We start from the raw sequence: 22,587 nt of genomic DNA on the forward strand, positions 1-22,587 counted from the left end.
GGCCCGAACGGGACTACCAACCGATCGTCGCACGGGTACGGTACCTCCGACAGAAGATCCTGGTTGATTTCTGCCCACCTCATCGCCTCAGCCCCCAGAGCACGATGCAAGAGCTGGCCAGCCTCAGGATGCCGACCCACACGAAGCCGGTCGTCACCAGCATCTCTTGCCAGGCCGGCGCACCTCGACCCGCGGCTGTGATGGGTGAGAGTGCGGCTGTGCCGGTCACAGCGGCGAGCGTTGTCGTCGCCCAATTGCGGTATGTCCCCGCCACCAACGCTGCAAACGTGCCGCGCTCAAGCGCGGCGGATAGTCGAACCTGCGTCCAACAGCACCCCAGCCCCATAGGAAAGTCCCGTTCCTGACTCCCTAGAAGTGCGCCGCAAGCCCACCCTCCTGTTCGAGAAGCTTTGTTCGGCCAAGCCGGTCAGCAACCCCAATAGGAACAGAACCATCCCGTGCCACAGCAGCCAACGTCCGATTGTCTGCACGCTTCGCCGTCTGCGATTTCGGGTTCCGGCATTCAACCTGCAGCCCCGACATCAAGCTTAATTCGCGACTTAGGTTGACCCAGCCTCCGGCGACGCTAGGCTGAACACCGGACATTGCCCCCGTCCGGGTCCATCAATGGCGAAGTCGGCGCGCCATCACATTCGGCGCGTCGGTTTCGGGTTTTTGCTATGGATAGCGCGAGCCCCGTTTTGACGAATGATCCGGATGATCACCCGCTCGATTTAGTCGAGACACGAGGAGAGATCACGGCGTTGCGCTCGCAAGACTCTGACAATCGTCTCGTCACATCGCGATTGAACCGCTTCCTCGTCGAGATTCTTAGAGCCAAAAGATGCGGCGCACACTCGACATCTTCAGTCTAAATCCGCTCGGATGCTGCGAGCTGTCGAGGAAATGGTCTCACGCGGCCGATCCACGAAGCGGCCGAACGTAGTTAGGCCGCGGTTCAAGTAACACTAACGCACGGACGATCTTGCGTCGATCGGGCCCAGCGCCCATGCTGGATGCAGTCGCGAAGTGGTCCGCGTCTCGCGTAACGGCGCCTTCGCGGCGAGGGGTCGCCGCCGTCACAAGCGACGGCCCCGCCCATGATCAGCTCTAGTGACCGCGCCGCACTGCTCGGGGCACAAACGGCAGTCTCGGAGAAAACGACTTCGCGATCGCGAGAACTGCGGCTTCGTCAGTTTCGAGTGCGATCTTCTGGGCGAGCATCACATCGCCAACTGCCAACGCCCGTTCGGGGAGGAAGCACCACCCCACCTTAGGCTCCAATTTTTCATCCAGCTCCAAAACATTACTCATCGTGCCCTGATAAATTCGGTATCGACGGCCAGTAAGAGAACCAGCGACTTCAAAAAAGCCATTGGCATCAAATTGCGCGCGCTGTTCTGGAGATAGCCATTCCCGCAAAAGACGACGTGCACGCGCCTCCGGGCCATTGTGCTCGTTGAAGCTCCGATAGAGGGCACGCAGGGCACGCAGACGCGCGCCCTGGGCGACGTTACGTCCGAACAAAAACATCTTTGATGCTGGACGGTTCTAACCGCCGACTAAGTGCGGATAGAACAGCGTTTCCTCCGCTGTTGGATCAAATGACCGTATCAGCTTGAGATCGCCGGCCGGCGTCCGAGTGGCAGCGGTAAATCCCTGGGCGGTGAACTTCTTGAAGCGCCGCTCAGCCTCGGCGAGCCCCTTCGGGTCCTCTCGCTCAAAAAAATGTCTGCTGTCGCCTGTGCTGTCCATTACGATCTGGGTAGCCATGGAAGAGAACTCCGCGATGCCTAGCCTCTGATGAAGAACAAACCTCGCCCCTGTGAATAGTGTTCCTGCTCTCGGGAAATTTCGTTCTGCCGTCTTAATAATCGGGATCGTCTGGCTCGCTGAAATCGATGAGAACCTGATCCGCCGCGACCTGAGGGCGGCACAACGGGCGAAGCTGGTCGGAAAGTGGAAGCCGGCTTATGAGGCGGTGCATCCGAGACGAAGAAGGGCGGCGACCGCAGATCAATCCGCCAAATTGGCGGTACGGGCAGCTTCGCAAAGGGACACGGCAGAAAAGAGCGGGACACCGCTTCGTACGGTCGAACGGATAGTACGCGCACTCGGAAGCTAGGTCCCGATCTCGGACCATGTTTCAACAAGTTGCGTACCAACCGTCAGGAAATGGAACGAGCAGCGAGGGGCCGTCCTCGTTGTTATCGTTTGCAGCTTCGGGCCTGCCGGTTGCTAGAGGCTCGGCGGCGAGCTCTTCCACCTCAACGGCACTCGCCGCGTGACGCCCGGCGCACCTTAAATCGCTTTGCATGAACAAAACTCCCCACCGGGGTACGATCAAATATGGAGCGTCTTCAAAGATTTCGATCAAAAGGTTACGACGATAAAATATCAGGTCTCCTTCCCAAGCGATAGGAGCGCGACCCTGTCCTTTCCGCATCCTTATCGTGCAGCGCCATCGGCATTGCAGTGCAGCCAAGAGGCGCCCCTCATCGTTTGAGCAACGGGCGCTAGTCGCAATGGCGAAGCTCGCTCGCCACAGTCACGTCCATCTCAGACAGCGCACACACAATGTGGAAAGCCGCCCCCGTGATGCTTTGCGGCGGGAGGTGATCGGCCGTCACGACGTCGTCATGGAGCAGCTCGTAGGTAAGGTCATCTTCGTTCTCGAGTCCACTGTTTCGCGAGCACGTAGCACTTTTGAGCCTAGGCAGAACCGGGGCGCGTCTGCATGTCGTTCTCCTCAACCGCCTCAGCATTGCGCTCGACAGCCTGTGCGACCAGGTCCATCGCGCCGCGCTCTTCATCGGGCGAGCGCGACCATTTTCGGCCGGATCACGATCGGCCGCGGCTCGACGATTGGGGGCAACGTCTGGGTGACCGAAGATGCGCCGCCAAACAGCTTCGTGACGCCGGCTACGGCCCGCAACAACGGGCTAGGCCGCTACGGGCGCCTTCCAGCGCATCAAGCGACGTTCCAGCGCCTCGAGGATCGCGTTGAAGACGAGGCCGATCACGGTGATGCCGAGGATGCCGAAATACATCTGCGGGATCAGGAAACTGTACTGGCTGTTGATGATGAGATAGCCGAGCCCGGACTTGGCACCGACCATCTCGGAAGCGACCAACACCAGCATCGCGGAAGCGCTTGCCAGCCGAATGCCGACGAAGATGGTTGGCAGCGACGCCGGCAGGATCACCTTGCGGAACAATTGGCTTGGCGTCGCGCCCATCGTCCGCGCCGACTTGACCAGCAGCGGATCGACCTGCCGCACGGCCGCGATGGTGTTGAGCAGCAGCGGCCAGGCGCAGCTATAGACCACCATCGTGACCTTCGAGAGCTCGCCGATTCCGAGCAACAGGATGAACACCGGCAGCAGCGCCAGCGGCGCCGTGTTGCGCGCGATCTCGATGGTCTGGTTCAGCAGATCGCCAAGCCGGGCGTACCAGCCCGTGAGCAGGCCGAGCGGCACCATCAGAACGACCGCAATCAGGAATCCGCTCAGCGCCCGCAGCAGGCTTGCGCCGACGTCCTCATAGAGTTCACCGCTCTGCGCGAGCTGCCAACCCGCGGCGATCACCTCGGAGAACGGCGGCAGGAACGTCACGTCGATCAGACCCAACCGCGGCGCCGTCTCCCAGACGGTCAGGAACAGCAGCAGCAGCAGCGATCGCTGCCCGATGGCACCGAACCATCGCGCGAAGCCGCCCGGCGCCGCCGTAGGCGCGCCGGCGCGTCGTGCGGCTCGGTCCTTCGGACTTCCCTCGGCCAGCTCCAGCAGCGTCAGCACCTCCAGATTAGACATGAGCCAATTCCTTCGGCTTTGCGACGCCCTCGCCGTCCGCTACGGGGCCCTGAGCTCCTTGCGCCTTCAACACCTCGTCGCGCAGCAAGGACCAGACCTCATGCCGCACACGCCCGAACTGATGCAACGAGCGGACGTCCTCGGTTTCGCTATGCAGTTCGTCGGGAATATCGACGATCTGCTTGATGCGGCCGGGACGCGAAGTCATCACCGCCACGCGCTGGCCGAGGACGACGGCTTCGTCGATGCCATGCGTGATGAACAGGATGGTCTTTCCGGTGCTGCGCCAGATCCGCAACAGCTCGCCTTGCAGCGTCTCGCGCGTCTGCGCGTCGAGCGCCGCGAACGGCTCGTCCATCAGCAGCACCCCGGGATCGTAGGCGAGGCTTCGCGCGATCGCGACGCGCTGCTTCATGCCGCCCGAGAGCTCGTGCGGATAGCGGTCGGCAAAGCCGGACAGCCCGACCAGATCGAGATAGTGCAGCGCCTTCTCCCGCCGTGCCCTGGCCTTCAGGCCGGCGATGTCGAGTCCGAACTCGACATTCTGCGCGGCCGTCCGCCAAGGAAACAGCGCGTATTGCTGGAACACGATGCCGCGGTCGCGCGCCGGCCCGTTGATGGCCTTGCCGTCGAGCAGGATCCGCCCGCTGCTCGGCAGCGAAAGGCCGCCGAGCAGGTCCAGCAAGGTCGACTTGCCGCAGCCGCTCGGCCCGACCAGCGCAAGGAACTCGCCGGGCCGGACATCCAGCGTGATGTCGTCCAGCGCGGTGAAGCGTTGCGCCGGCCCGCCATCCTTGCCGCGGACCAGGAAGTCCTTCCGGACATGCTCGAATCTGATCTTGGTCGTAGTCATTTCGCCTCCGCGGTCTTGCCGGGGCGGAAATAGTTGAACTCGTTGGTGTAGAGATCAGACGGCTTGAGCTGGTCCGGCTTCAAGAGACCATCCTTGACCAGCCAGTCGACCCACACCTGCAGCTCGGAATCGCCGATCACGCCGCCCTTGGTCGCAACACCCGTGCTCTTCCAGTACTTGATCGGTGTGGCGTCCTCGTTCCGCTTGCGATCGGCGATGATGCGCTCGAAACGGGCGCGAACTTCCTCCGGCGGCGTCGTCTGCGCCCAGGCGATGGCACGCGACACGCCCTCGACCAGCCTGCGCGAGGTGTTGGGATTGTCCTTGATGAACTTGTCCCTCAGCACGTAGGACCCGCCGGTGAAGTTTCCGAAGATGTCGGTATCGGCAAACAGCCTGCGGATGCCGCCGCGTTCGAGCGCCTTGTCGCGCAACACGCCGTTGAGCGTGGCCACCTCGACCTGTCCCTGCCGCAACACCTGCTCGCCGGTGACGGGCGGGATCGCGACCAGCGTCACCTGCTTCGCATCCGCCGGCGTAAGGCCGTTACGAGCCAAGTATTCGCGCAGCACGAATTCGAGATGTGCACCGAGCGTGTTGACCGCGACTTTCTTGCCGATCAGGTCCCGCGCGGTCTTGATCGGGCTGTCATCCTTCACGTAATAGCCGTTGTAGGTGTTGTCGTCCGAGCCGTAATAGCCGACCACCGCCTTGATCGGCGCCTTGGCCGCGATCAGCTTGATGATCGCGCCATAGAACGCGCCGCCGATGTCGATATCGCCGGTCACCACCGTCTGGATGTCCTGCGGACCGCTGATGGTGTTGCCGATCCATTTCAGCTTGAGCGGCGCGAGATAGCCGAGGTCATCGGCCAGCTCGATAAACGTGACTTGGCCGGCCCAGCCTTGATAGCGGACCTCGGTCCTTTCGAGCTGCGGCTCGGCCATGGCGCTGCCGACGAGCCCTATCAGCCCGAGGGCGGCGAGGCCAAGTTGCCGCCCTCTTGCACGCAGACCGGCAACCAGGCGACGCAACGCAGAGATAGCGATTTCCATTGTATTCACTCCTCGCTCGTTTCAGGCGGCCTTCGCCTGTGGCTTGGTCGACTTGACGCGAGTGACGCTGTTGCGGCCGTCGATGCTGACCGGCACTTCGCCGTCGATGGTTGCGCGCCGGACGACGCGGTGCTGGTCGCCGTAATCGTTGACCGCGTAGTGCTGGGTAGCGCGATTGTCCCAGATCACCACATCACCCTGCTGCCAGCTCCAGCGCACCGTATTCTCGGGCGCAGTGATGTGGGACTGGAACAGGTCGAATAGCTTCTGGCTGTCATATTTCGACAGGCCGACGAAGCGCTGGACGAAATTGCCAAGCACCAGCGTCCGTTCTCCGGTCTCGGGATGGACGCGAACGACGGGATGCTCGGTCTCGTAGATCGTGCCGGTGAAGACCTCCTCGAAGTGCTTCCTGTCGGCCTCGCTCGCGCGGGTCTTGACGGCGTAGTCATAGGCGTTGCTGTGCACCGCCCAGAGCTCGTCCGCGAGCTTGCGCAGCGGCGCCGGCAGATCGAGATAGGATGCCGCGGTGTTTGACCAGATCGTATCGCCGCCGAACTCGGGGATCACGACGCCGCGCAGCACGGAGATCTTCGGATAGGCGTCGACGAAGGTCACATCGGTGTGCCACTGGTCGGCGCGGCCGCCGCCGCGTCCGGAATCGAGTTCCAGGATCGACGCCGTTCCCTTGGTCGCGCCGACCGTCGGGTGCGGAACCAGTTTGCCGAGCCTCACGGCAAAACTCTCCTGCCCCGCGTCGTCGAGATGGTCCTGGTCGCGGAAGAAGACGACCTTGTGCTCGAGCAGAACCTGGTTGATCGCCGCGATCGTCCGGTCCGGGAGATCGCCCGAGAGCTTGATGTTCCTGATCTCCGCGCCGATACGTGCCGACCGCTTGACGATATCCGCGCGCGGAATGACGTTGTCGATGGTGATTGCGTCCGTCATGTCATTTTCCCCAAGATCGCGATCCCGTTTGGACAAGGCTCCGCCGTTCGCCGATCGCTGATGCGATGGCGGAGTAAATACACAGCTGATGGTCGTGATCGATCCTCTTGCAGTATCGCCGTCTGCTCTGGCGGCAATCGGGTCCGGCGGGATCTTCCCCGAGAGACGGCATCGATGCAGCCTCTCGCTCAGTCACAGGATGCTAACTCAAGACTTTCGGAAATAGCTTCCAAAGTTGGACGAAGGTGGAAAATAGTTGCACGCACTCGCACGACGTATCCGATTGATATCTGCGCTTTCTGCTATTCAGCCGCGGCGACGCTCTGCGTGCGCCACACCGCAGGCGCATAAAGTGCAGGTTCGAAATCGTCGGCGATCGGCGCATTGATGCGGGCCTCATGCGAGGCAAGATCGTCCAGAAAGAGATCCCTGCTGATTTGCGCGACGACGGCCGGGATATCACGCTTGAAGCTCGGGACGTCTCCAATTGGCAAGCCGAAGCTCACGAATGCCGCAGGGTTGAAGACGTGGATGTTACGGAGATAAGGCGCGCGGCCGGGTGCCTTCTCGAGGAATTCGTGCCCCGACCCGAGATAGGGATGTGCGCCTAGGGTCTCGTCCTGCTCGTCCGCAGAAGGCGAAAAGCGGTCGCGCCACAACAGGATGTTATCGGAGAAGGCTGCCAGCTCCGGTGTTTTTGCGAGATCGACCCGATAACCCGTACCGGCGATCACGAAATCGAATGCGATATCGCCATGCGGCGTGGTCGCAAGCAGCCGCCGCCCGAACGGCTTGGCCGACGTCCACGGCGCCGCCAGATGAAGGTGGAAATTCGGGAACTTGACGGCGCGCGCGACCGCATCAGGCGGTGGCGTGGATCCGGCACGGCGGAAACGGATGGCCTGGTGCCAGCGAAGAGCGTCCGGCAACGATCCGCAATTGTCGTAAGCTCCCGGTTAGCCGCGCGTCCTGATCACCGGCTCCGAGGCAAACCCGTCGCGCCGCGCGAAGAGATGCACCTCCCTCGCCCCGGCTTCGAGCGCCACCGCTGCCGCGTCGAATGCGGAGGCCGCGCTGCCCAGCACCGCGACTGACCTGTCGCGCAGCTTCTCGAAATCGATCGCTTCCAGCGCATGAGCGTAAACCTCTTTTGGCAGATTGCGCGAGAGCACGTCGGGGACGGACGGACCGCCGTTACTGGGGAAGCCACTGGCAAGAATGATCTTGCGGGCCGTTTCCGTTCGCGCTTCGCCGGCCAGGTCGAGATGAAGCCGCACATGGTCAGCGGCCGGCTCGACACGGAGAAGCCGCGTCCGGTAGCGTACGTTGATGCGAAGCGTGCTGCGATACCAGTCGAGGTAGGCGGCCCAATCCACCCGGGCAATGCGATCGATCGCTTCATACGCGGCGGCGCCGTGGCGGGCTTCATACGAGGCCTGGAAACTCAGCCTGTCAAACCGAGCTCAGGCCCGGGCAACCGCTTCGGCGTACGCAGCTTGTTCATGCGCGCGCTGCTCAACCAGGGGCCGGACGAAGCAGCGTCGCCGGCGGCATCGATCAGGGTGACCTTGCCGATGCCGGCACGACGCAACGCAAAGGCGAAACGCGCTTCCGGATTGCCCGCCGCCGATGATGGCGACGTTGTGATCGATCCCCTGACGGTCAGGGATCCAGTTCTGCGGATCGGGTCCAATCAGGCGCAAGGTCTCGCGCGCCGCAGTGTCGACATCGGACTGAAGCATATTCGCACCTCGATTGTTCAGCATCAAATGCGGTCAAATCGTAGAAGCGAACGATACTCAGTCAATGAAATGGAATCGGCTTTGTTTTTCAACCCGCACAACGAACCCATCGCCGGGCTACGGCGTGTTGAAAGATTTGCGTAGTGTCGTGGAGCGAGCCAGAGACCGGGCGAGACGCTCGGCATGCGCGGGCATCCAATTGGCACGATCAGTTTGCAACATCATCTCTTCCAGGGATGCGCGCCGCTAGATTCATGCTCGCAGCACACCGAACAATGCAAATCAATTTCATCGACATTCCTCGTTCCGACAACATAAACTTCGTCCAATCAAGCCGTCTCGTCGGCCCGTTGGAGAGTTGAGAAGCACGATGTCGACCTCCGGCGTCATCAGCCTTGAACGAGACACACCCGAGCATGCTCGCACCTATGAGCAGGCCGGCATCCTCCAATTTCATCACGGTAAATTCCTCGTCGGCCCGCTCGCATTGAAGGCCGGGAATCACGTGCTCGATATCGGTGCCGGTACGGGCCGCCTTACCGAATTCGTCGCAGAACTTGTCGGCCCTGACGGCCGTGTGACCGGCATCGATCCTCTCGAGAACCGTATTGCCATCGCGCGTCTCCGCGCGTCGAAGACGTTGACATTCGCGGTCGGCCGTGCCGAAGACCTTTCGCGCTTTGAACCTGCGGACTTCGACGCCGTCTATCTCAACAGCGTGTTCCATTGGATCGCGGACAAGCGGCGAGCCCTGCACGAAATCCACCGCGTTCTCAAGCCGGGCGGCCGGATCGGGTTGAACATTCAGGACCCGACCAAACCTCACGAGTCCCGCACCGTGCTTCTGCAGGCGATCGAACAGGCTGGGTTCGCCGAGAGGAGTGGTGAAGCGCACCGGGTCCTCGGAGCCACCGACGACGAGCTCAAAATGCTCTTCGTTGAGGCTGGTCTCGTCGATTACCGAAGCGACCTGCGTTCACTGGTCGATTTTCATGACGACGTGAGTTCGGCGCTCGCATGGTCCGAGGCTAGCGCATTCGGTAACTTCCTCGGCGGCTTTTCCACAGCGGAACGGGAAGCGATCGAGCGCGCCTTTGCTGGCTTGGTCGAGGCGAAGCGCACCCCGGAGGGCCTCCGCCTGGAGCGATATCTGCGCTTCGCGTTCGCTCGAAAGCCGGAGCCACGGGATTCCTCTCCGGGTCTTTAATCGTTCAAGTCTCACCATTGGCCATCGCATCGGGACAAACGAACCATGAGCAACCAACGCCAGCTTGTTCTAAATCTCTTCATCTATCCGGGCGGTCATCACGAAGCCGCGTGGCGCTATAAGGGATCTGAACCGGACCGCATCCTCGACATCACCCATTATCAGGAGCTGGCGCAACGGGCCGAAGCGAGCAAATTCGACGCCATCTTCTTTGCCGACGGGCCGGCGCTGGCCGACAACGTTCGGTACGCCCAGCGCCTTCGTTTCGAACCAATCACCTGGCTCGCAGCGATTGCCGCCGTCACGAGCCGTATCGGGCTGATCGCGACGGCGTCAACGACCTATACCGAGCCGTACAATCTGGCACGGCTGTTTGCGTCTCTCGACCATCTCAGCCGGGGTCGCGCCGGCTGGAACATCGTCACCACCGGTGCGCAGCAGGCCGCACAGAACTTTGGGTTGCCTGAACATCCGCCTCACCACGAGCGCTATGAGCGCGCCCGCGAATATCTCGACGTGATCTCCCGGCTGTGGGATAGCTGGGAGGATGACGCGCTCGTCAACGATCCGGCTTCTGGCATCTTCGCCGACACCAGCAAGATCCACACGCTCGACCATATCGGCAAGCATTTTCGCGTTCGTGGCCCGCTGAACATCTCGCGGGCGCCGCAGGGACGGCCGGTCTACGTACAGGCCGGCTCTTCCGACGACGGCCGCGCGTTCGCCGCCCGGTTCGCGGAGGCAATTTTCACGGCGCATCAGACACTGGAGTCCGCGACGGCGTTCTATGCCGACATCAAGCGCCAGGCCCGCACCTTCGATCGCAGTCCCGACGAGATCAAGATCCTGCCCGGCATCAGCCCCTTCATCGGCAGCACGCAGGCTGAAGCCGATCGACTTCAGGACGAATTCAACGAGCTGATCCAGCCCGAATTCTCCCTGACGCAGCTGCGTCAGCTGATCGGCCTCGACCTCACCGGCTACGATCTCGATGGCCAGGTTCCCCGGGATCTCATTGACACAGCGAGCGCGCGCGGAGTCGCAAGCCGCTTCAAGCTCGTGGTCGATATCGTCGACCGCGAGAAGCCGACCATTCGCCAGCTGGTGCAGCGCCTCGCCGGCGCGCGCGGCCACTGGGTCATTGCCGGCACGCCGGAGAAGATCGCGGACAACATCCAGACCTGGTTCGAGGGCGGCGCGGCCGATGGCTTCAATGTTATGCCGCCATGGCTGTCCGGCGGCTTCGATACCTTCGCCGAGCAGGTCATCCCGATCCTGCGCAAGCGCGGCCTGTTCCGCGAGGACTACACCGGCACGACCTTGCGCGAGCACTACGGACTCGCGCGGCCGGCCAGCGTCTACTCCAGCGCAGTCAAGGCGATTGCCTGAGACTGTTTCCGCACCCACATCCAGACTCGCGAACAGCAAGCTGACATGAAGACGGCGTTCTTTCTCCTCTCCAGCCTTTTGGCCATTTTCCTCCTCGCCGCCGGGTCCTATGTCGATTTCTCAACAGGTGCTGAAGCCAACAACGCCGTGTTCAAGTCCGAGATCGACTCCATCCTGATTCGTACAGTCGTGTCGGCCTTCTTGCTATTAACGATCGGGCTGGCCAACTATTTCATTCTAAATCGACGCGACCGATAATAAGGTCCGGTTCTACGCGAAGGGCGGCCGACCGCGTCAACCGACGCAATCCCAAGGACCGAGTGTTGGAGAGTCGGCAGAAATGGGCGGTCGTTCGCCAAGGGCTAGTAAGTTCAGGTTGCGGGAGCAAACACGGTTTCTTGCGATTGATCGACAGTATAGTTCCGCGACGGATTGCGTGGCGTAAATGTCTTCCGCTCGCCGGTCGCAACGTCAGGCGACAGAAACGACGTTTACTGGGTGCCGGACGAAGATTTCGCGCAGAGCTTGAAGGACATGCCGAGGCAGATGCGGGTTGCTGCGGGATCCCCCTCGCCGACCGCTGACGCGGCGCGTGGACAGCCTCCCGATCATCGGCGCCCATCCCAAGCACGGGGCAAACGCATTTGAGCGTGGCATAGAGGCGGTCACCAATGCAGTCGAGTTTCAGCGCCCTTACGTTTGTTGGTCGACGTGATCGCTGATGAAGCTGCTTGACCAGCATCAGCTACGTTGGGCTGCGATGACGCAACCGAAACCATTGAGCGTTCTGCGCACCGACCGCTCTACACCACCGAATGAGTGCCGAAGGGCTCGGTCGCGATCTTCACTAAAAGCGAAGATAGCGACCAGCAACCGACTTTCAAAGCACGCGCAAGGCGCCGTGGTTGATGGCGCCCGAATGATTCTCTCTGTCATGCGGAGCTCTCCATTCGGCAAAATCGTTGCTGACGGAGGAAAGAGTGCGGACCGAGAGAATGGATCGAGCTCTCAATCGAAGAAGGCAGGTCTGTTCGCGTCAGCTGCGAATGCGAAGGCTGCTTCAACGTCACTCTCGATAGTTCTACCTCGCGACAGCGGAGGTAGACGATCTTTCGGGAAAAAAGTCGCCTCGCTCGTCTCCAATCTGGGCCGGGTCTCACCGCCTGAGAGCCTATCGCAAAGAAAGAAAACTTTGTAGAAATCCCGGACATCAGGCGAATAGGAAGCGCCGGCCTTGTGTCGGACCCCGTAGAGGCGACGAACAGACACTTTTAATCCGGCCTCTTCGTACAACTCCTTTGCGATATTTTGGGCAGCAGAAAGGCCAACGTCTGCAAAGCCCCCAGGCAAGGCCCAAAGACCATCGCTCTTCTCACGGACCAGAAGAACCTTGTTCTCTTCTACGATCGCTCCGCGCACATCGACTTTCGGTGTCGCATAGCCCTTCGCGAAATCAGAGACGAGCCTTTCTATCCTCTCGATGGGAACACTTCCCAAGTCGGCGAGCATTTCATTGGCTATAGAGGCAATCTCCTCGTAACGTTCTCGATCAAATTGATCTCGCGCAAAATGGAGCCCACTAGATGCAATAGCTTGCAATCGTTTCCCAAACGTCAGCCACTGAGGCTCCATAGCGCACTCCGTCATCATTCCGATGATATCATAGCAAACGGCGCATTGAGGCGAAAGCTTATGCTTTGGAATTCAGCCAGAGTCAGCGCAAACAGCGATGAATGACCAATCCCGAGTCGCCGCGCAATATAGCGAAGTCGCACCCGCGGCTCTATCGTGCCATTTCCATGAGGACAATCTCGATCGGATCTCCGCCAAGCCCATGAGAGAAGTAGCCCTTCTGGATGGCCCTGAAGCCATGACGTTCATAGAACCGTTGCGCGTTCAAGGTTGACTCGATTTTGATTGGTCCTGAGTGTTCCTTTGCCGCGGCTTCAAGACCAGCTTTGAGCAATCGCTCACCAATTCCGCGGCCTGCTGCCTTCGGCAAGACGAAAAGGCGGGTCACCTCGCCAGGAACTGTGTCGACGAACCCCAATACCTCGCCGTTCTGCTCGGCTATGATCGTGGTGCCCGCAGCGATGACATCCTCGTAATATTTGGCAGTACGTTCTCCCATCCACCGCTCCAGTTGCTCGGGCTTGTAATGGGTGATTGCCAGTTCTTGAACCGATTGTGCCGTCACGTCATAGAGCGCCTGGGCATCGCCAGTGCAAGCCGCGCGCAATACCGTTTCGCCATCAACTTTTGTGCTGCTCATTGGTGATTCCTTCGCAACCATTCACCAAAACTTATCTCAGATTGTGGCCGCAGCATTCCCGCAAAACTTGCAGCGGGATGAGCCAAATTGTGATCTGTAGCGGGTCGCGTGCACCGAATCGCTGCATCCTGACGCTCCGCATTTGCACGCCCTGCCGGGCGAGAAGATGTACGCGTCATGCCAGCGTGAAATATCTCCACTTCGAAGGGGCCAGGCTGCGAGACGTCATACTCGCCGAGCTCGCCGGGGTGGGGTAGATCGACGCGAAAGCATCAAATAAAGCCGCTTTTCGAAACAACAGCGCCGGTTGTAGCGAAAAACCTCCTGGAAGGCTTGTATGATGCGGGGCTTACGCAGATTGGTGCTCGAATATCCCGCCGAACTTGAGATCACACAGGATGTGGAGAGGTGCTGGGGCCGTGGCAGCGCCGTCGTCCCCGGGTATTCAGGCACGACCATCGGCCGCCCCTTATCCTGAGTTGCATGACGGCTTTGAACACCTCGCGATGAACTGAATGGCCAGGATCATGAGCTTATCTCCTCCTGATAAACGAACAAAGCTAATCCTTGCCGCTCTGATGATCGCTGCGTTCGCTATTGGCCTAGATACGTTTGTCATCATCGGGGCACTAGAAGTGATTTCTGGTGACCTCAACATTTCAACCGGTGCGGCGGGATGGATAATCTCAATCTACGCACTCTCCTACGCTGTATTTGCGCCGCTGAATGCCTGGATGTTCCGGGCCGCAAGCCGCCGCAACGTCCAGATCCTATCCGTTTCAATCTTCATCATCGGCAACGTGATCTGTGCGATCGCTCCGAACTTTGCAACCCTTGCTGCAGCTCGCGTCATTTCAGCCTACGGCGCAGCCATGTTCACGCCGGCGGCCACCGCATTGGCAACCGAGCTGCTGCCGCCCGGTAGCAAAGGGTCGGCATTGTCCCTTATCTTCGGTGGTATGACCGTTTCACAAGTTGCGGGTGTTCCGGCGACCAGCTGGATCGCTGATGCCATCGGCTGGCGTTTTGCCTTCGGTTTTGTGGCAGTTGCGGGGCTCCTGGCATTGCTGATCTTTGCCCCTATGATGTCCGGTGTCTCTGCAAAGGCGCCGGAGCGCGGAAAAAGCCCGGCTTCGAAAGACTTTCCCAGGGCTATCTACGGTGTTCTTTCGGTTACCCTATTCGTGGTCATTTCCGAGTTCGTTGTTTACTCCTATGTGAGCGTCATTATCACCGGTTCTCTGCTTACAGGCGTGCCGCTGCTTTCAGCCGCGCTCTTTGCGTACGGTTTCGGAGCTGTGACAGGAAACGCAGCGTGCGGCTTTCTAACCGATCGCTTCGGCCCCTACAAAGTTCTCATTGCGGTGATCGGCGCACAACTAATCGTTCTCGTAGCTCTGGTTGGATTCGGGCATCATGGTGCCTTAACCGTGCTCATCGCATTTCTTTGGGGCAACGCGAGTTACATGTATCTCGTTCCGATCCAGCACCGGCTTCTCGATCTAGCTGGGGAGAGGTCGAAGCTAGTTTTGGCAATGAACAGCTCGACCACCTTCGCAGGAATAGCCATCGGGGCCGTTCTCGGCGGTATCCTCGTCGAAACTAGCGGGGTCACATCCCTTGCTGCAGGGTCGATCCTGATTGGCCTCATCGGCTTCGGACTGGCTGTTGCCTTTATGAGTGAAGTTGCAGCTGCAGAAGCTGCCACTCCGGCAGTCCGTGGGTTCGACTAAGGCATACCACCCTATGACCAGACCTCATAGAGCAAGGGCATCCACCACTTGGCACGCTCGACGATCCTTCACCGCGCCCAAATTAAGAATGCGGTGGCCTGGTCGCGCTGGCCCGCACCGCGGCGGCTGGCTAGGCACCGCGGATGCCGTTATTATGCCGAGCCTGAAAGTGCAGTAACGTACGTGGTTCTTGAGATTGTTGGCCGCCTGGCTATCCAAGACCCGCAGACCTCGATGGCCACATGGGCCAATACTGATTTACTGCGCTCGAGTCAGAAATGCTTTCAATGCCGAGGTGGCGTACTGAGATTGATCGAATTAGTTCAATCAGACCGGGCTGTTAGGGCCCAGTGACTCGGAAAGCCTGAAAATGTTTCAGCCAGAGACCCGGGTGTCCAGCTGGAAAGTATGGTTGCATAGAAAGGAGATGCGAACTTGGAAACTCCATCCGAATTGAACGAACTGCGGAGCAGCATCGACAATCTCGACGCGGCCCTTATCCACATTCTCGCGGAACGTTTCAGGTGCACTCGGCAGGTCGGAAAACTAAAAGCGCGACTTCAATTGCCTTCGGCAGATCCAGCTCGTGAGGAACGCCAGGTAGAAAGACTACGCACGCTCGCACAGGCAGCTAGCCTTGACCCAGAGTTTGCCGAGAAGTTCCTATCATTCATTAGCAAAGAAGTGATCCTGCATCACGACCTTACTCGTGGAGCAAACGCCGACGTGTAAAATTTCTCGACCACGCGCGTTCTCGTCGGAGCCGGTGATCTTCAACTTGGCTGAACAGGTATGCGCTCGATCAGTGTAGGTCGTCTTAGCATAGAGGATCACGCTCGAGCCAGAAGCCCGGCCCGCTAAACCACACATTCTCTGAGTCGTTAAATCTCGGCTCACCTACGTGCAACGCGCGAATTGGAAGGTTGCGAAGCGGCAACCCGTCGATCGCGTTATGTAGACGTCTTGCAGCGTCCTCATCGCGTCCACCCGTGCAAGGATAAATAGAGACGGCACCAATGGAAGAGGCCTCAAAGTGGTCTCGACGCCGTACCACATGGAGAAGAAAGCCTTTCCAGGTATCGTCGGTCATAGGCATCAGAAGCCGGCCACCTTCGACAAGGCGATCAAGCCAGACACGGGATGGGTGAGTGGCTCCGGCGAACACGATGGCGATATCAACCTTGCCGACATCTACCGCCCGGCCGTCGCCCGAGACGACATCGACCTGGGGCCAGCTGTCGAGGTTCACTCGGGCCCGCGACGCCAACTCCGTGTCGGTTTCGATCGCCGTCACACGACCAGCGGGTCCGACAATCTCGGCCAGCACCGCCGAATAGTATCCGGTGCCGGCACCGACCTGAAGTACCTGCTCGCCGGCGGCGATGTTAAGATGGTCAAAATTGCGGGCCCAGAAGCTGGGCATCCCATTGTTGAGGTTACGACTCGCATCGATCGTCACGAGAACGTCATGGTAGAGCCAGCGCGGGTCGTCATCAGGGGTCAGAAATGGGTCGCTGTATGGGTCGGAGATGATGCTCCACGGCCCAGGGCCTACGAATTGCTCGCGCCGAACGGTGGCGAAGGCCTCGATCAGCTTCGGGTTACGCAGGACCGGGACTTTGTATCCCAGGTCTTCTGCATACCAGCGGCGCGCCGCTGCCAACGTGTCGTCCATGAAGGCTCTCCCGTTGCGATACAGACGATGCGTCTGAACTCCGGTCGGGCAGACACGTCAAAAATGTTTATCTTCGGCTGTCCGCACTGGGCTGGCTGGAGCGCATAGCACTGTGAACATGGAACCATTGACTATCGCTCCCCATCCTGCCAACGCGGTCGCCCATGCGACTGATGTCGCATCTGCGATAGATGCCCTGTCCGATATCGATCTCGTGCGGCTCAAAGCTCTTGCACGATTGTGGAGCCGCGACCTGCCGGGAGGGCTCTCCTGGACCGACATCCTCCACGAGGCGATTGCACGCACCCTCGACGGCTCGCGCCCCTGGCCGCCCGGCGTGCCCATCCTGGGCTTCCTGTCGGGCGTGATGCGCAGCATCTGCAACGACCATTGGCGTCGTGCGCGGCTTGAGCAAAGGCTGTTCGTGAGCCGCGATAACGAGGACCAGCGGAGCGGGCCCGGTGGAGATGCCGACGAGGTGCCCGATCCGGAGCGGATCTTGGTTGCCGCACAGACGCTGGCCAACATCTATCGGCTGTTTGAGGGTGATCCACTGGCGCTGAAAATCATCGCAGGCATGGCTGATGGTCTGGCGGCTAGAGAGATTTGCAAGATCCATGAGATGTCCGAGCTCGATTACGACACGACACGACGACGGATGAGGCGCACGTTGCTGCGCCAACACCAGTACTGGAACAAGTGATGACACGCTGGCACCCGAGTCTCGATCTGGAGCGATTGTTCGAATCGCTAAGCGTGGAAATCCTTTCCGCCACCGATGAGGAGGTGCGCCAGATGTCCGACCGTCAAGGATGGAAGGTCGCTAATACGGCTCAAGAGCTCAGAAAACTCATCAGGGCTGCGGGGGCGGATGTTGGCGTGAAACAAGACTGCGACGGGCGCGGGAGAACTGGCGCAGGCGGCAGTATTGGCGCCGTTGAGCAAGCGGAGAAAACTCAGCAATAGACAAAAGTATGCCGGGGGATATCGTCCGCGAGCGTCCACGATGTCGCCCTTCGGCCCCAGAACTCGGCGGCATCGCCCATCGTCGATGCTGACCTGTCAGGTGCGAGCGGGTCTGCCGCGGCGAGTCCAGAGAGCGAGGAGCGCGGTCGCGACTAAGATCATCACGCCGCATGCCATGTAGAGCTGAGCTTCCGTCGTATTCGGAAGCAAAGTGGGAAGCAGGAAGATCAGCGCACCAACCGCTCCGGTTAAAAGACTAGTAAAAGCTTGAACGCGTCCGATTAGCGCGGAATCGACCACGGTTAAGAGATGTCCGTTCGCCGCCGCCCGCGATAGGTTCCACAGCATCCCAGCCGCCGCATAGAGCACAATTGCGACAAGCGGGTCGGTCGCAAAGGACAGGACGAGCAACGAGCCCGCCGCGGCGGCCACAAGGGGCGTCGTCATACGAGCCATTCTTCTGGCCACGGCTGGGATCCCCGCAGCGGCTAGAGCGGCCATGCCCGCAATCGCAGCCGTCATCTCGAGTGTACCGAAGAGGCGACTACCTCCGCCGAGCGAATGACTGACGAATCCAGGTAACAACAGGTTTGTGATCTGAATGACGGCAAATACCAGGCCCACTGATACCGACGCGGATAGGGTTTAGGGCTCGTTCACAAGATAGTTGATCGCTTCACGAGAAGCCGAAAACAGGTTGAGGCGCTTCGCTGCGTGTGTGCGCGTAGGATACGCGGTCAGATTCTTCAACAGGGGCAGAACGGAGATCGCGACGAAGGCAAACAGGGCGGCGGTCGTCGCGCTGCCGACGTGAGCGATGCCGTAGCCGGCCGCACCTGTGCCCAAAGCCATCCCCGCCTGATTGAAGAACGACAATCGCAGGTTAAAGCGCATGCGCTCGGTCTCGGGAATCAGCGACTGCAGGATGCCGCTCATCGCGCCTGCTATAAGCGCGTAGCCGAAAGCTCCGAGAACTGTTGATAGAAGGAGGATAGGACGCGAGAGCGCATCGGGCAAAACTTGTACCGGAGCCAACATTAGCAAGCCCAAAGCTCTGACGAGTTGTCCCGATGCGGTGACCCTGAGGTGATTGTGACGGTCGACAAGATGTCCGCTAAGCGGCGCCAGGGCAAAACCGGCAAGACTGGAGGCCAGCAGAACCAGGCCCACCAGGTTCGATCCGCCCACATCGAACGCAACCCAGGCCGGCATGACAATTCCGGCGCCGACGATGAAGAAGGAGATGGAAGAAAAGCCAATGAAGCAACGTCGCTGCATTACTTGCGAATGGAACCCGTGCATCTCTCTCGTTGGCTCACTGAAAGCGATCTCGGAAAACCCGCCCGTCGGGGCGGTCACAGTTTACGGCTGAGTAGCCTCGAGTGCTGCAGGCAATCACGAATAGATCCACGCATCAGGAGACAAATGCGCGAAGCTGGCGGTGGGCGGCCTTGCTCACGGTCGTCTTGGCCTGGGTCAGAACATCAGCCCACAGCGCGCCGTCGAGCTCGCAATAGTCAAACAAGAACCGCAGTATGCGCAGCTGGTGTCCAGCCACCATCCGGCACACAAAATAGACAAAGGACTCATTTTCGTCCACGCCATATCCGGTCAGGAAGGCCTTCCACAGTGCGCCAACACGGTCATCGGCCGTGAGTTCTAGCCAAAGCACCATGGCCGCCACGTCGAGCCATTGAGGGCCGCGGCCACAATCATCGAAATCGAAGAATGTGACGCGCTCGTCCTGAACCCGCATGTTCATCGGCCTGACATCGCCATGACAAAGCCCTGTCGGGCCAATCGACTGGCTTGCACCGGCGCCCAGGAGCAGACTTAGTGATTTGCTGATGTCGTCGGCAAGCCTTGGAGACCTCTCGGCGATCATCGCGAGCGTCTCCTTGTCCCTCGCCTCGCTCAGAACTTCCCTGCTCGGCGCCAGTTTCGTGAGCCTGGTCTGGCGGTGCAAATCGGACAGGGCAACGCCGGCGCGATACCAATCGGCCGGTGTAGCCGCGAGTTCCCGCCCCGCAGCTGGCGCGAAGACGCCAAGAAGGCGCTTGGTGCGGTCAGGCAATTCGAATGTGGAGAACGACCTTCCCTCATGGTCGATGAGGGGCCGAGAAGCGTCAAGCGCAGGCGTACTTTGAAGGGCTCGGAGCACGGCCATTTCGCTGGCCACGTCGGCAGCGGAGCGGCCCCATGTTCGATACAGACGAACGAAAGCCCGATCTTGGGCGCCGTCACGAACCACGAACGTCCAATTCGCACCTTTCACAACTGTCGAGACCCTGCCGGTTAGGCCATAGGTATCGGCAACGTAGGCGTGAATCGCTCGCTCGACGGCCGCGCGTAGTTCCTGTTGCATGTCCACCTATCCGATCGCCGATGCGCCGCCCGGATATCACGAACACCACGCCTCGTCTTGTGACGGCCGACAAGCGCCGAGCAGAGCAGATATGCGAGAGCATGGAGCTCTGGTCGGATAAGTGGGTGGGCGGCCTGGTCGCGCACCAGCTCGAAGGCGTCGCTTCGTTCGATCGAGGGACTGCCCTTCTGCCGTCACTCGCTTCAGCAAAACAGGCGTTACCTCGCTGCCGTCCTGTTTCTCGTTGCGAGCGCTGTTCGACAAATTTGGGCGATCCAGAGGCACGATGGGGCGAGAGGCAGCTTGAGTATGCCACTTCAGCTACAAACTCCGATACCGCAAAGCTTGGTTCGGCGATCAATCGGGGATGGCAGATGAGTGATGGTGTACGATCTTCCACACGCCGTCCTCGAGACGTAATACGAAGGTGAACCGAGCCGGCGTCGACACCTCATGACCATTCCGCATCCGTGAAAAGACATAATGTCCCACCACCAAAACAACGTTGTACGCCAACGTGACGGAATGCCATACGTCCATTCTTACGGTAGCGATACCATGAAAGTAAGTGCCTATCTCTTTAGCCCCGATGCAGAGCTTAGCACTCGATGTACCCTGAAACAGCGCATCATCGGCGTATAGCACAACCAGACGTTCCGGCGCGTGCACATTGAAGGTTTGCTCCCAGAGCTCCAGGAACTCGTTGACGTCCGGCACCAAGAAGTTGTTTTTCATTACAGATCTCGTTCGACGCTAAGACTCTGAAAAGCTGGAACGCCGTACCCGTACGCCGTATATCACGGCTGACACCGGCTACTCGCAATCAAGCACTGCCTGTTCGAACCTCCGAGGAGCTCAAAAAAATGCCAGAGCATTGCATCCGGCCTGCCGCATCACTGCGCCATTTCGACCGAAAGCGTTTCTTCGATAACCGGGAGCAAATCAACGAGCCGAATGCTGTAGTCGAGCCCAAGCAAGGTCAGCTCCTGGTCTCACCGATGAAGAATCAGAGCGTTGTCGGCGATCATTGTTCGGCCCGTAGTGCTTCGTTTCTTAGGGCAGATGTAGCGAAATTGCCCTGAACCATTTTAGCAGGTGACAATACGGACGTTGTTGGTTGCACATATTTGCCCAAACGGCACGCCGGATACGACGATCATCAAATCACCTGCTTCAAGATAGCCTTCGTTGCACGCCACCGCTGCGGCTATCTGCGTCATCTCCTCGTCGGTGGCGGGATCGTCTGAAACGATGCTGTGCACCCCCCACAGCAGGCACATGCGCCGCGCGACTTTCTCATCTGGAGTGAGAGCAAGAACCGGCACCGGGGGCCGCTTGCGCGCGATGCGCGCCGCCGTCGTGCCGCTTGCGGTGAAACCGATGATCGCCTTCGCATTGAGGGTCACCGCAAGGTCTGCACCAGCGGCGGCGACTGCATGCGGTGGGGACATCTCTTCGTCGGCTTGCGAGGCTTGGACCAGCGACCGATAGAGATGATGCCGTTCAGTACTTCTGATTACTTTGTCCATCATGACAACTGCCTCGATTGGATAGGCGCCGCTTGCCGACTCAGCCGACAGCATGACCGCGTCAGCTCCATCGTAGATGGCGGTAGCGACGTCTGAGGCTTCCGCGCGCGTCGCTGTCGGTGCAGCCACCATCGACTCCAACATCTGTGTTGCGACGATCACGGGCTTTCCGGTCAGCCGACAGGCGCGGATGAGTTCCTTCTGTCGGCCCGGCACCTCCTCGGGCGGGATTTCGACACCGAGATCACCGCGTGCGACCATAATGCCGTCTGACAGGAGAATGATATCGTCGATACGATCGAGCGCCATAGGCGTCTCGATCTTCGCTATCAGACCGGCACGCTCGCCGATCAGCCCGCGCGCCTCTAGGAGGTCGGAAGGCTTCTGGACGAACGACAGGGCGACCCAGTCGACCCCGAGTGCGAGGCCGAAGGCGAGGTCGCCGCGGTCCTTCTTCGTCAGAGGAGATATAGCAAGCAGCGAACCTGGCAGGTTTACCCCTTTGCGATCGCGGATCGCTCCACCGACGAGAACTGTCGCGATGATCTGCCCATCGCCCGGACTCTCAACGCGCAGGCGCACTCGGCCGTCGTCGACGAGAAGAGTCTGGCCCGGACGTGCGGCCGCGAATATTTCCGGATGAGGTAGTGGGATCGATTGCGTTCCGCCCGTAGCTCCGTCGAGCACAAATCGAACCTTCTCGCCGGCGCGTAGATCGAGCTTGCCGCCTTCGACGGCGCCGATGCGGATCTTCGGTCCTTGCAGATCCTGCAGGACGCCTATTGGCGTGCCGAAGTCCCGTTCGAGATTGCGGATCGAGTCATAGACCCGTGCGTGATCGTCCGGGCTCCCGTGACTGAAATTGAGTCGGAACGTATCTGCGCCTGAGAGATAGAGAGCACGCAATCGTTCTGGTGCAGCTGTCGCCGGACCAACGGTCGCAACGATTTTGGCGAGGCGCGAACGACGCATGTTGATTCCAGACGTAAGAGGATGAAACGCGTGTGAATAAAATGCGAAGGTCAGTCTTCGATGATGGCG

Annotated in this window: 24 protein-coding genes and 1 pseudogene; 9 read left to right on the forward strand and 16 right to left on the reverse strand. The window is 60.0% G+C overall.

Annotated elements, in window-relative coordinates; genetic code table 11:
* Positions 1-1,110 precede the first annotated feature (1,110 nt).
* Together IVB13_RS34615 and IVB13_RS34620 are read right to left on the reverse strand one after the other, a co-directional pair.
* Positions 1,111-1,533, reverse strand: a complete 423-nt coding sequence (locus IVB13_RS34615; protein ID WP_247491938.1) for a hypothetical protein — start codon at positions 1,531-1,533, stop codon at positions 1,111-1,113.
* Positions 1,534-1,551: 18 nt separating this feature from the next.
* Positions 1,552-1,773, reverse strand: a complete 222-nt coding sequence (locus IVB13_RS34620) for a hypothetical protein (RefSeq protein WP_018457704.1) — start codon at positions 1,771-1,773, stop codon at positions 1,552-1,554.
* 1,043 nt (positions 1,774-2,816) lie between these two features.
* Here IVB13_RS34620 and IVB13_RS34625 point away from each other — a divergent pair.
* Positions 2,817-2,936, forward strand: a pseudogene (locus IVB13_RS34625) (serine acetyltransferase); the annotation flags it as partial.
* Between the two features lie 6 nt (positions 2,937-2,942).
* Here the strand turns inward: IVB13_RS34625 and IVB13_RS34630 are convergent.
* The 6 genes from IVB13_RS34630 to IVB13_RS34655 form a co-directional block, all read right to left on the reverse strand.
* On the reverse strand, positions 2,943-3,812 hold the full coding sequence (locus IVB13_RS34630; RefSeq protein ID WP_247395990.1) for an ABC transporter permease: 870 nt from the start codon (positions 3,810-3,812) through the stop codon (positions 2,943-2,945).
* Complete coding sequence (locus IVB13_RS34635) at positions 3,805-4,665, reverse strand: ABC transporter ATP-binding protein (RefSeq protein ID WP_247491940.1); 861 nt, start codon at positions 4,663-4,665, stop codon at positions 3,805-3,807. The genes IVB13_RS34630 and IVB13_RS34635 overlap by 8 nt, the downstream gene beginning before the upstream one ends.
* The gene (locus tag IVB13_RS34640) at positions 4,662-5,720 is read right to left on the reverse strand and encodes an ABC transporter substrate-binding protein (protein ID WP_247398990.1); all 1,059 of its coding nucleotides are present in this window, start codon (positions 5,718-5,720) and stop codon (positions 4,662-4,664) included. Before IVB13_RS34640 ends, IVB13_RS34635 begins: the two co-directional genes overlap by 4 nt.
* Positions 5,721-5,741: 21 nt before the next feature.
* Entirely contained in the window at positions 5,742-6,668 is a 927-nt protein-coding gene (locus IVB13_RS34645) for a TauD/TfdA family dioxygenase (RefSeq protein WP_247491942.1), read from the reverse strand.
* Positions 6,669-6,970: 302 nt separating this feature from the next.
* Positions 6,971-7,597: a hypothetical protein gene (locus IVB13_RS34650; protein WP_247491944.1), complete on the reverse strand. Its 627-nt coding sequence runs from the start codon at positions 7,595-7,597 to the stop codon at positions 6,971-6,973.
* Between the two features lie 27 nt (positions 7,598-7,624).
* Complete coding sequence (locus tag IVB13_RS34655; protein WP_247447140.1) at positions 7,625-8,044, reverse strand: SidA/IucD/PvdA family monooxygenase; 420 nt, start codon at positions 8,042-8,044, stop codon at positions 7,625-7,627.
* 126 nt (positions 8,045-8,170) lie between these two features.
* Between IVB13_RS34655 and IVB13_RS34660 the strand changes: the two genes are divergently transcribed.
* From IVB13_RS34660 to IVB13_RS34675, 4 genes are all read left to right on the forward strand, one after another.
* Positions 8,171-8,554 (forward strand): hypothetical protein, encoded by a 384-nt coding sequence (locus IVB13_RS34660; protein ID WP_247491956.1) that lies wholly within the window; start codon positions 8,171-8,173, stop codon positions 8,552-8,554.
* 226 nt (positions 8,555-8,780) lie between these two features.
* A complete protein-coding gene (locus IVB13_RS34665) occupies positions 8,781-9,617 on the forward strand; it encodes a class I SAM-dependent methyltransferase (protein WP_247491959.1) in 837 nt (278 codons plus the stop codon).
* 45 nt (positions 9,618-9,662) lie between these two features.
* Positions 9,663-11,006 carry an LLM class flavin-dependent oxidoreductase gene (locus IVB13_RS34670; protein ID WP_247447143.1) on the forward strand — a complete coding sequence of 448 codons (1,344 nt, stop codon included), beginning with the start codon at positions 9,663-9,665 and terminating at the stop codon, positions 11,004-11,006.
* 45 nt (positions 11,007-11,051) lie between these two features.
* Positions 11,052-11,264, forward strand: coding sequence for a hypothetical protein (locus IVB13_RS34675; protein ID WP_247298893.1), 213 nt, complete (start codon positions 11,052-11,054; stop codon positions 11,262-11,264).
* Positions 11,265-12,014: 750 nt separating this feature from the next.
* Here IVB13_RS34675 and IVB13_RS34680 read toward each other — a convergent pair.
* Positions 12,015-12,638, reverse strand: coding sequence for an NUDIX hydrolase (locus IVB13_RS34680; RefSeq protein WP_039800203.1), 624 nt, complete (start codon positions 12,636-12,638; stop codon positions 12,015-12,017).
* A gap of 151 nt (positions 12,639-12,789) precedes the next feature.
* On the reverse strand, positions 12,790-13,278 hold the full coding sequence (locus tag IVB13_RS34685; RefSeq protein ID WP_247491960.1) for a GNAT family N-acetyltransferase: 489 nt from the start codon (positions 13,276-13,278) through the stop codon (positions 12,790-12,792).
* 515 nt (positions 13,279-13,793) lie between these two features.
* Here IVB13_RS34685 and IVB13_RS34690 point away from each other — a divergent pair.
* Positions 13,794-15,011 carry an MFS transporter gene (locus tag IVB13_RS34690; protein WP_247447145.1) on the forward strand — a complete coding sequence of 406 codons (1,218 nt, stop codon included), beginning with the start codon at positions 13,794-13,796 and terminating at the stop codon, positions 15,009-15,011.
* Positions 15,012-15,446: 435 nt separating this feature from the next.
* Positions 15,447-15,743 carry a chorismate mutase gene (locus IVB13_RS34695; RefSeq protein WP_247396690.1) on the forward strand — a complete coding sequence of 99 codons (297 nt, stop codon included), beginning with the start codon at positions 15,447-15,449 and terminating at the stop codon, positions 15,741-15,743.
* 85 nt (positions 15,744-15,828) lie between these two features.
* Here the strand turns inward: IVB13_RS34695 and IVB13_RS34700 are convergent, their stop codons facing one another.
* Entirely contained in the window at positions 15,829-16,686 is an 858-nt protein-coding gene (locus IVB13_RS34700) for an rRNA adenine N-6-methyltransferase family protein (RefSeq protein ID WP_018457717.1), read from the reverse strand.
* A gap of 118 nt (positions 16,687-16,804) precedes the next feature.
* Between IVB13_RS34700 and IVB13_RS34705 the strand changes: the two genes are divergently transcribed.
* Positions 16,805-17,389: a hypothetical protein gene (locus tag IVB13_RS34705; protein ID WP_245288486.1), complete on the forward strand. Its 585-nt coding sequence runs from the start codon at positions 16,805-16,807 to the stop codon at positions 17,387-17,389.
* The gene (locus IVB13_RS34710) at positions 17,389-17,652 is read left to right on the forward strand and encodes a hypothetical protein (protein ID WP_018457719.1); all 264 of its coding nucleotides are present in this window, start codon (positions 17,389-17,391) and stop codon (positions 17,650-17,652) included. Before IVB13_RS34705 ends, IVB13_RS34710 begins: the two co-directional genes overlap by 1 nt.
* A gap of 96 nt (positions 17,653-17,748) precedes the next feature.
* Here the strand turns inward: IVB13_RS34710 and IVB13_RS34715 are convergent, their stop codons facing one another.
* From IVB13_RS34715 to pyk, 5 genes are all read right to left on the reverse strand, one after another.
* Positions 17,749-18,099 carry a hypothetical protein gene (locus IVB13_RS34715; RefSeq protein WP_247491962.1) on the reverse strand — a complete coding sequence of 117 codons (351 nt, stop codon included), beginning with the start codon at positions 18,097-18,099 and terminating at the stop codon, positions 17,749-17,751.
* Positions 18,100-18,297: 198 nt separating this feature from the next.
* Entirely contained in the window at positions 18,298-18,954 is a 657-nt protein-coding gene (locus IVB13_RS34720; protein WP_247491964.1) for an MFS transporter, read from the reverse strand.
* A 112-nt stretch (positions 18,955-19,066) separates the two neighbouring features.
* On the reverse strand, positions 19,067-20,017 hold the full coding sequence (locus IVB13_RS34725; RefSeq protein ID WP_247491968.1) for a phosphotransferase: 951 nt from the start codon (positions 20,015-20,017) through the stop codon (positions 19,067-19,069).
* Positions 20,018-20,374: 357 nt separating this feature from the next.
* A complete protein-coding gene (locus IVB13_RS34730; RefSeq protein ID WP_247405885.1) occupies positions 20,375-20,752 on the reverse strand; it encodes a nuclear transport factor 2 family protein in 378 nt (125 codons plus the stop codon).
* 353 nt (positions 20,753-21,105) lie between these two features.
* Positions 21,106-22,518 carry a pyruvate kinase gene (gene pyk, locus IVB13_RS34735; RefSeq protein ID WP_247491970.1) on the reverse strand — a complete coding sequence of 471 codons (1,413 nt, stop codon included), beginning with the start codon at positions 22,516-22,518 and terminating at the stop codon, positions 21,106-21,108.
* Positions 22,519-22,587: the final 69 nt, after the last annotated feature.

It is taken from the genome of Bradyrhizobium sp. 17, assembly GCF_023073515.1.
Taxonomy (GTDB): Bacteria; Pseudomonadota; Alphaproteobacteria; order Rhizobiales; family Xanthobacteraceae; genus Bradyrhizobium; species Bradyrhizobium canariense_D.

What these genes read in the sequence shown, in the direction of transcription:
- IVB13_RS34620 (WP_018457704.1), bottom strand. Translation starts at nt 1,773, where the DNA reads ATGGCTACCCAGATCGTAATGGACAGCACAGGCGACAGCAGACATTTT.
- IVB13_RS34690 (WP_247447145.1), top strand. Translation starts at nt 13,794, where the DNA reads ATGGCCAGGATCATGAGCTTATCTCCTCCTGATAAACGAACAAAGCTA.
- IVB13_RS34640 (WP_247398990.1), bottom strand. Translation starts at nt 5,720, where the DNA reads ATGGAAATCGCTATCTCTGCGTTGCGTCGCCTGGTTGCCGGTCTGCGT.
- IVB13_RS34710 (WP_018457719.1), top strand. Translation starts at nt 17,389, where the DNA reads ATGACACGCTGGCACCCGAGTCTCGATCTGGAGCGATTGTTCGAATCG.
- IVB13_RS34670 (WP_247447143.1), top strand. Translation starts at nt 9,663, where the DNA reads ATGAGCAACCAACGCCAGCTTGTTCTAAATCTCTTCATCTATCCGGGC.
- IVB13_RS34635 (WP_247491940.1), bottom strand. Translation starts at nt 4,665, where the DNA reads ATGACTACGACCAAGATCAGATTCGAGCATGTCCGGAAGGACTTCCTG.
- IVB13_RS34705 (WP_245288486.1), top strand. Translation starts at nt 16,805, where the DNA reads ATGGAACCATTGACTATCGCTCCCCATCCTGCCAACGCGGTCGCCCAT.
- pyk (WP_247491970.1), bottom strand. Translation starts at nt 22,518, where the DNA reads ATGCGTCGTTCGCGCCTCGCCAAAATCGTTGCGACCGTTGGTCCGGCG.
- IVB13_RS34725 (WP_247491968.1), bottom strand. Translation starts at nt 20,017, where the DNA reads ATGCAACAGGAACTACGCGCGGCCGTCGAGCGAGCGATTCACGCCTAC.
- IVB13_RS34630 (WP_247395990.1), bottom strand. Translation starts at nt 3,812, where the DNA reads ATGTCTAATCTGGAGGTGCTGACGCTGCTGGAGCTGGCCGAGGGAAGT.
- IVB13_RS34685 (WP_247491960.1), bottom strand. Translation starts at nt 13,278, where the DNA reads ATGAGCAGCACAAAAGTTGATGGCGAAACGGTATTGCGCGCGGCTTGC.
- IVB13_RS34715 (WP_247491962.1), bottom strand. Translation starts at nt 18,099, where the DNA reads ATGACGACGCCCCTTGTGGCCGCCGCGGCGGGCTCGTTGCTCGTCCTG.
- IVB13_RS34660 (WP_247491956.1), top strand. Translation starts at nt 8,171, where the DNA reads ATGCGCGCGCTGCTCAACCAGGGGCCGGACGAAGCAGCGTCGCCGGCG.
- IVB13_RS34700 (WP_018457717.1), bottom strand. Translation starts at nt 16,686, where the DNA reads ATGGACGACACGTTGGCAGCGGCGCGCCGCTGGTATGCAGAAGACCTG.
- IVB13_RS34665 (WP_247491959.1), top strand. Translation starts at nt 8,781, where the DNA reads ATGTCGACCTCCGGCGTCATCAGCCTTGAACGAGACACACCCGAGCAT.
- IVB13_RS34720 (WP_247491964.1), bottom strand. Translation starts at nt 18,954, where the DNA reads ATGCACGGGTTCCATTCGCAAGTAATGCAGCGACGTTGCTTCATTGGC.
- IVB13_RS34675 (WP_247298893.1), top strand. Translation starts at nt 11,052, where the DNA reads ATGAAGACGGCGTTCTTTCTCCTCTCCAGCCTTTTGGCCATTTTCCTC.
- IVB13_RS34730 (WP_247405885.1), bottom strand. Translation starts at nt 20,752, where the DNA reads ATGAAAAACAACTTCTTGGTGCCGGACGTCAACGAGTTCCTGGAGCTC.
- IVB13_RS34680 (WP_039800203.1), bottom strand. Translation starts at nt 12,638, where the DNA reads ATGGAGCCTCAGTGGCTGACGTTTGGGAAACGATTGCAAGCTATTGCA.
- IVB13_RS34615 (WP_247491938.1), bottom strand. Translation starts at nt 1,533, where the DNA reads ATGTTTTTGTTCGGACGTAACGTCGCCCAGGGCGCGCGTCTGCGTGCC.
- IVB13_RS34645 (WP_247491942.1), bottom strand. Translation starts at nt 6,668, where the DNA reads ATGACGGACGCAATCACCATCGACAACGTCATTCCGCGCGCGGATATC.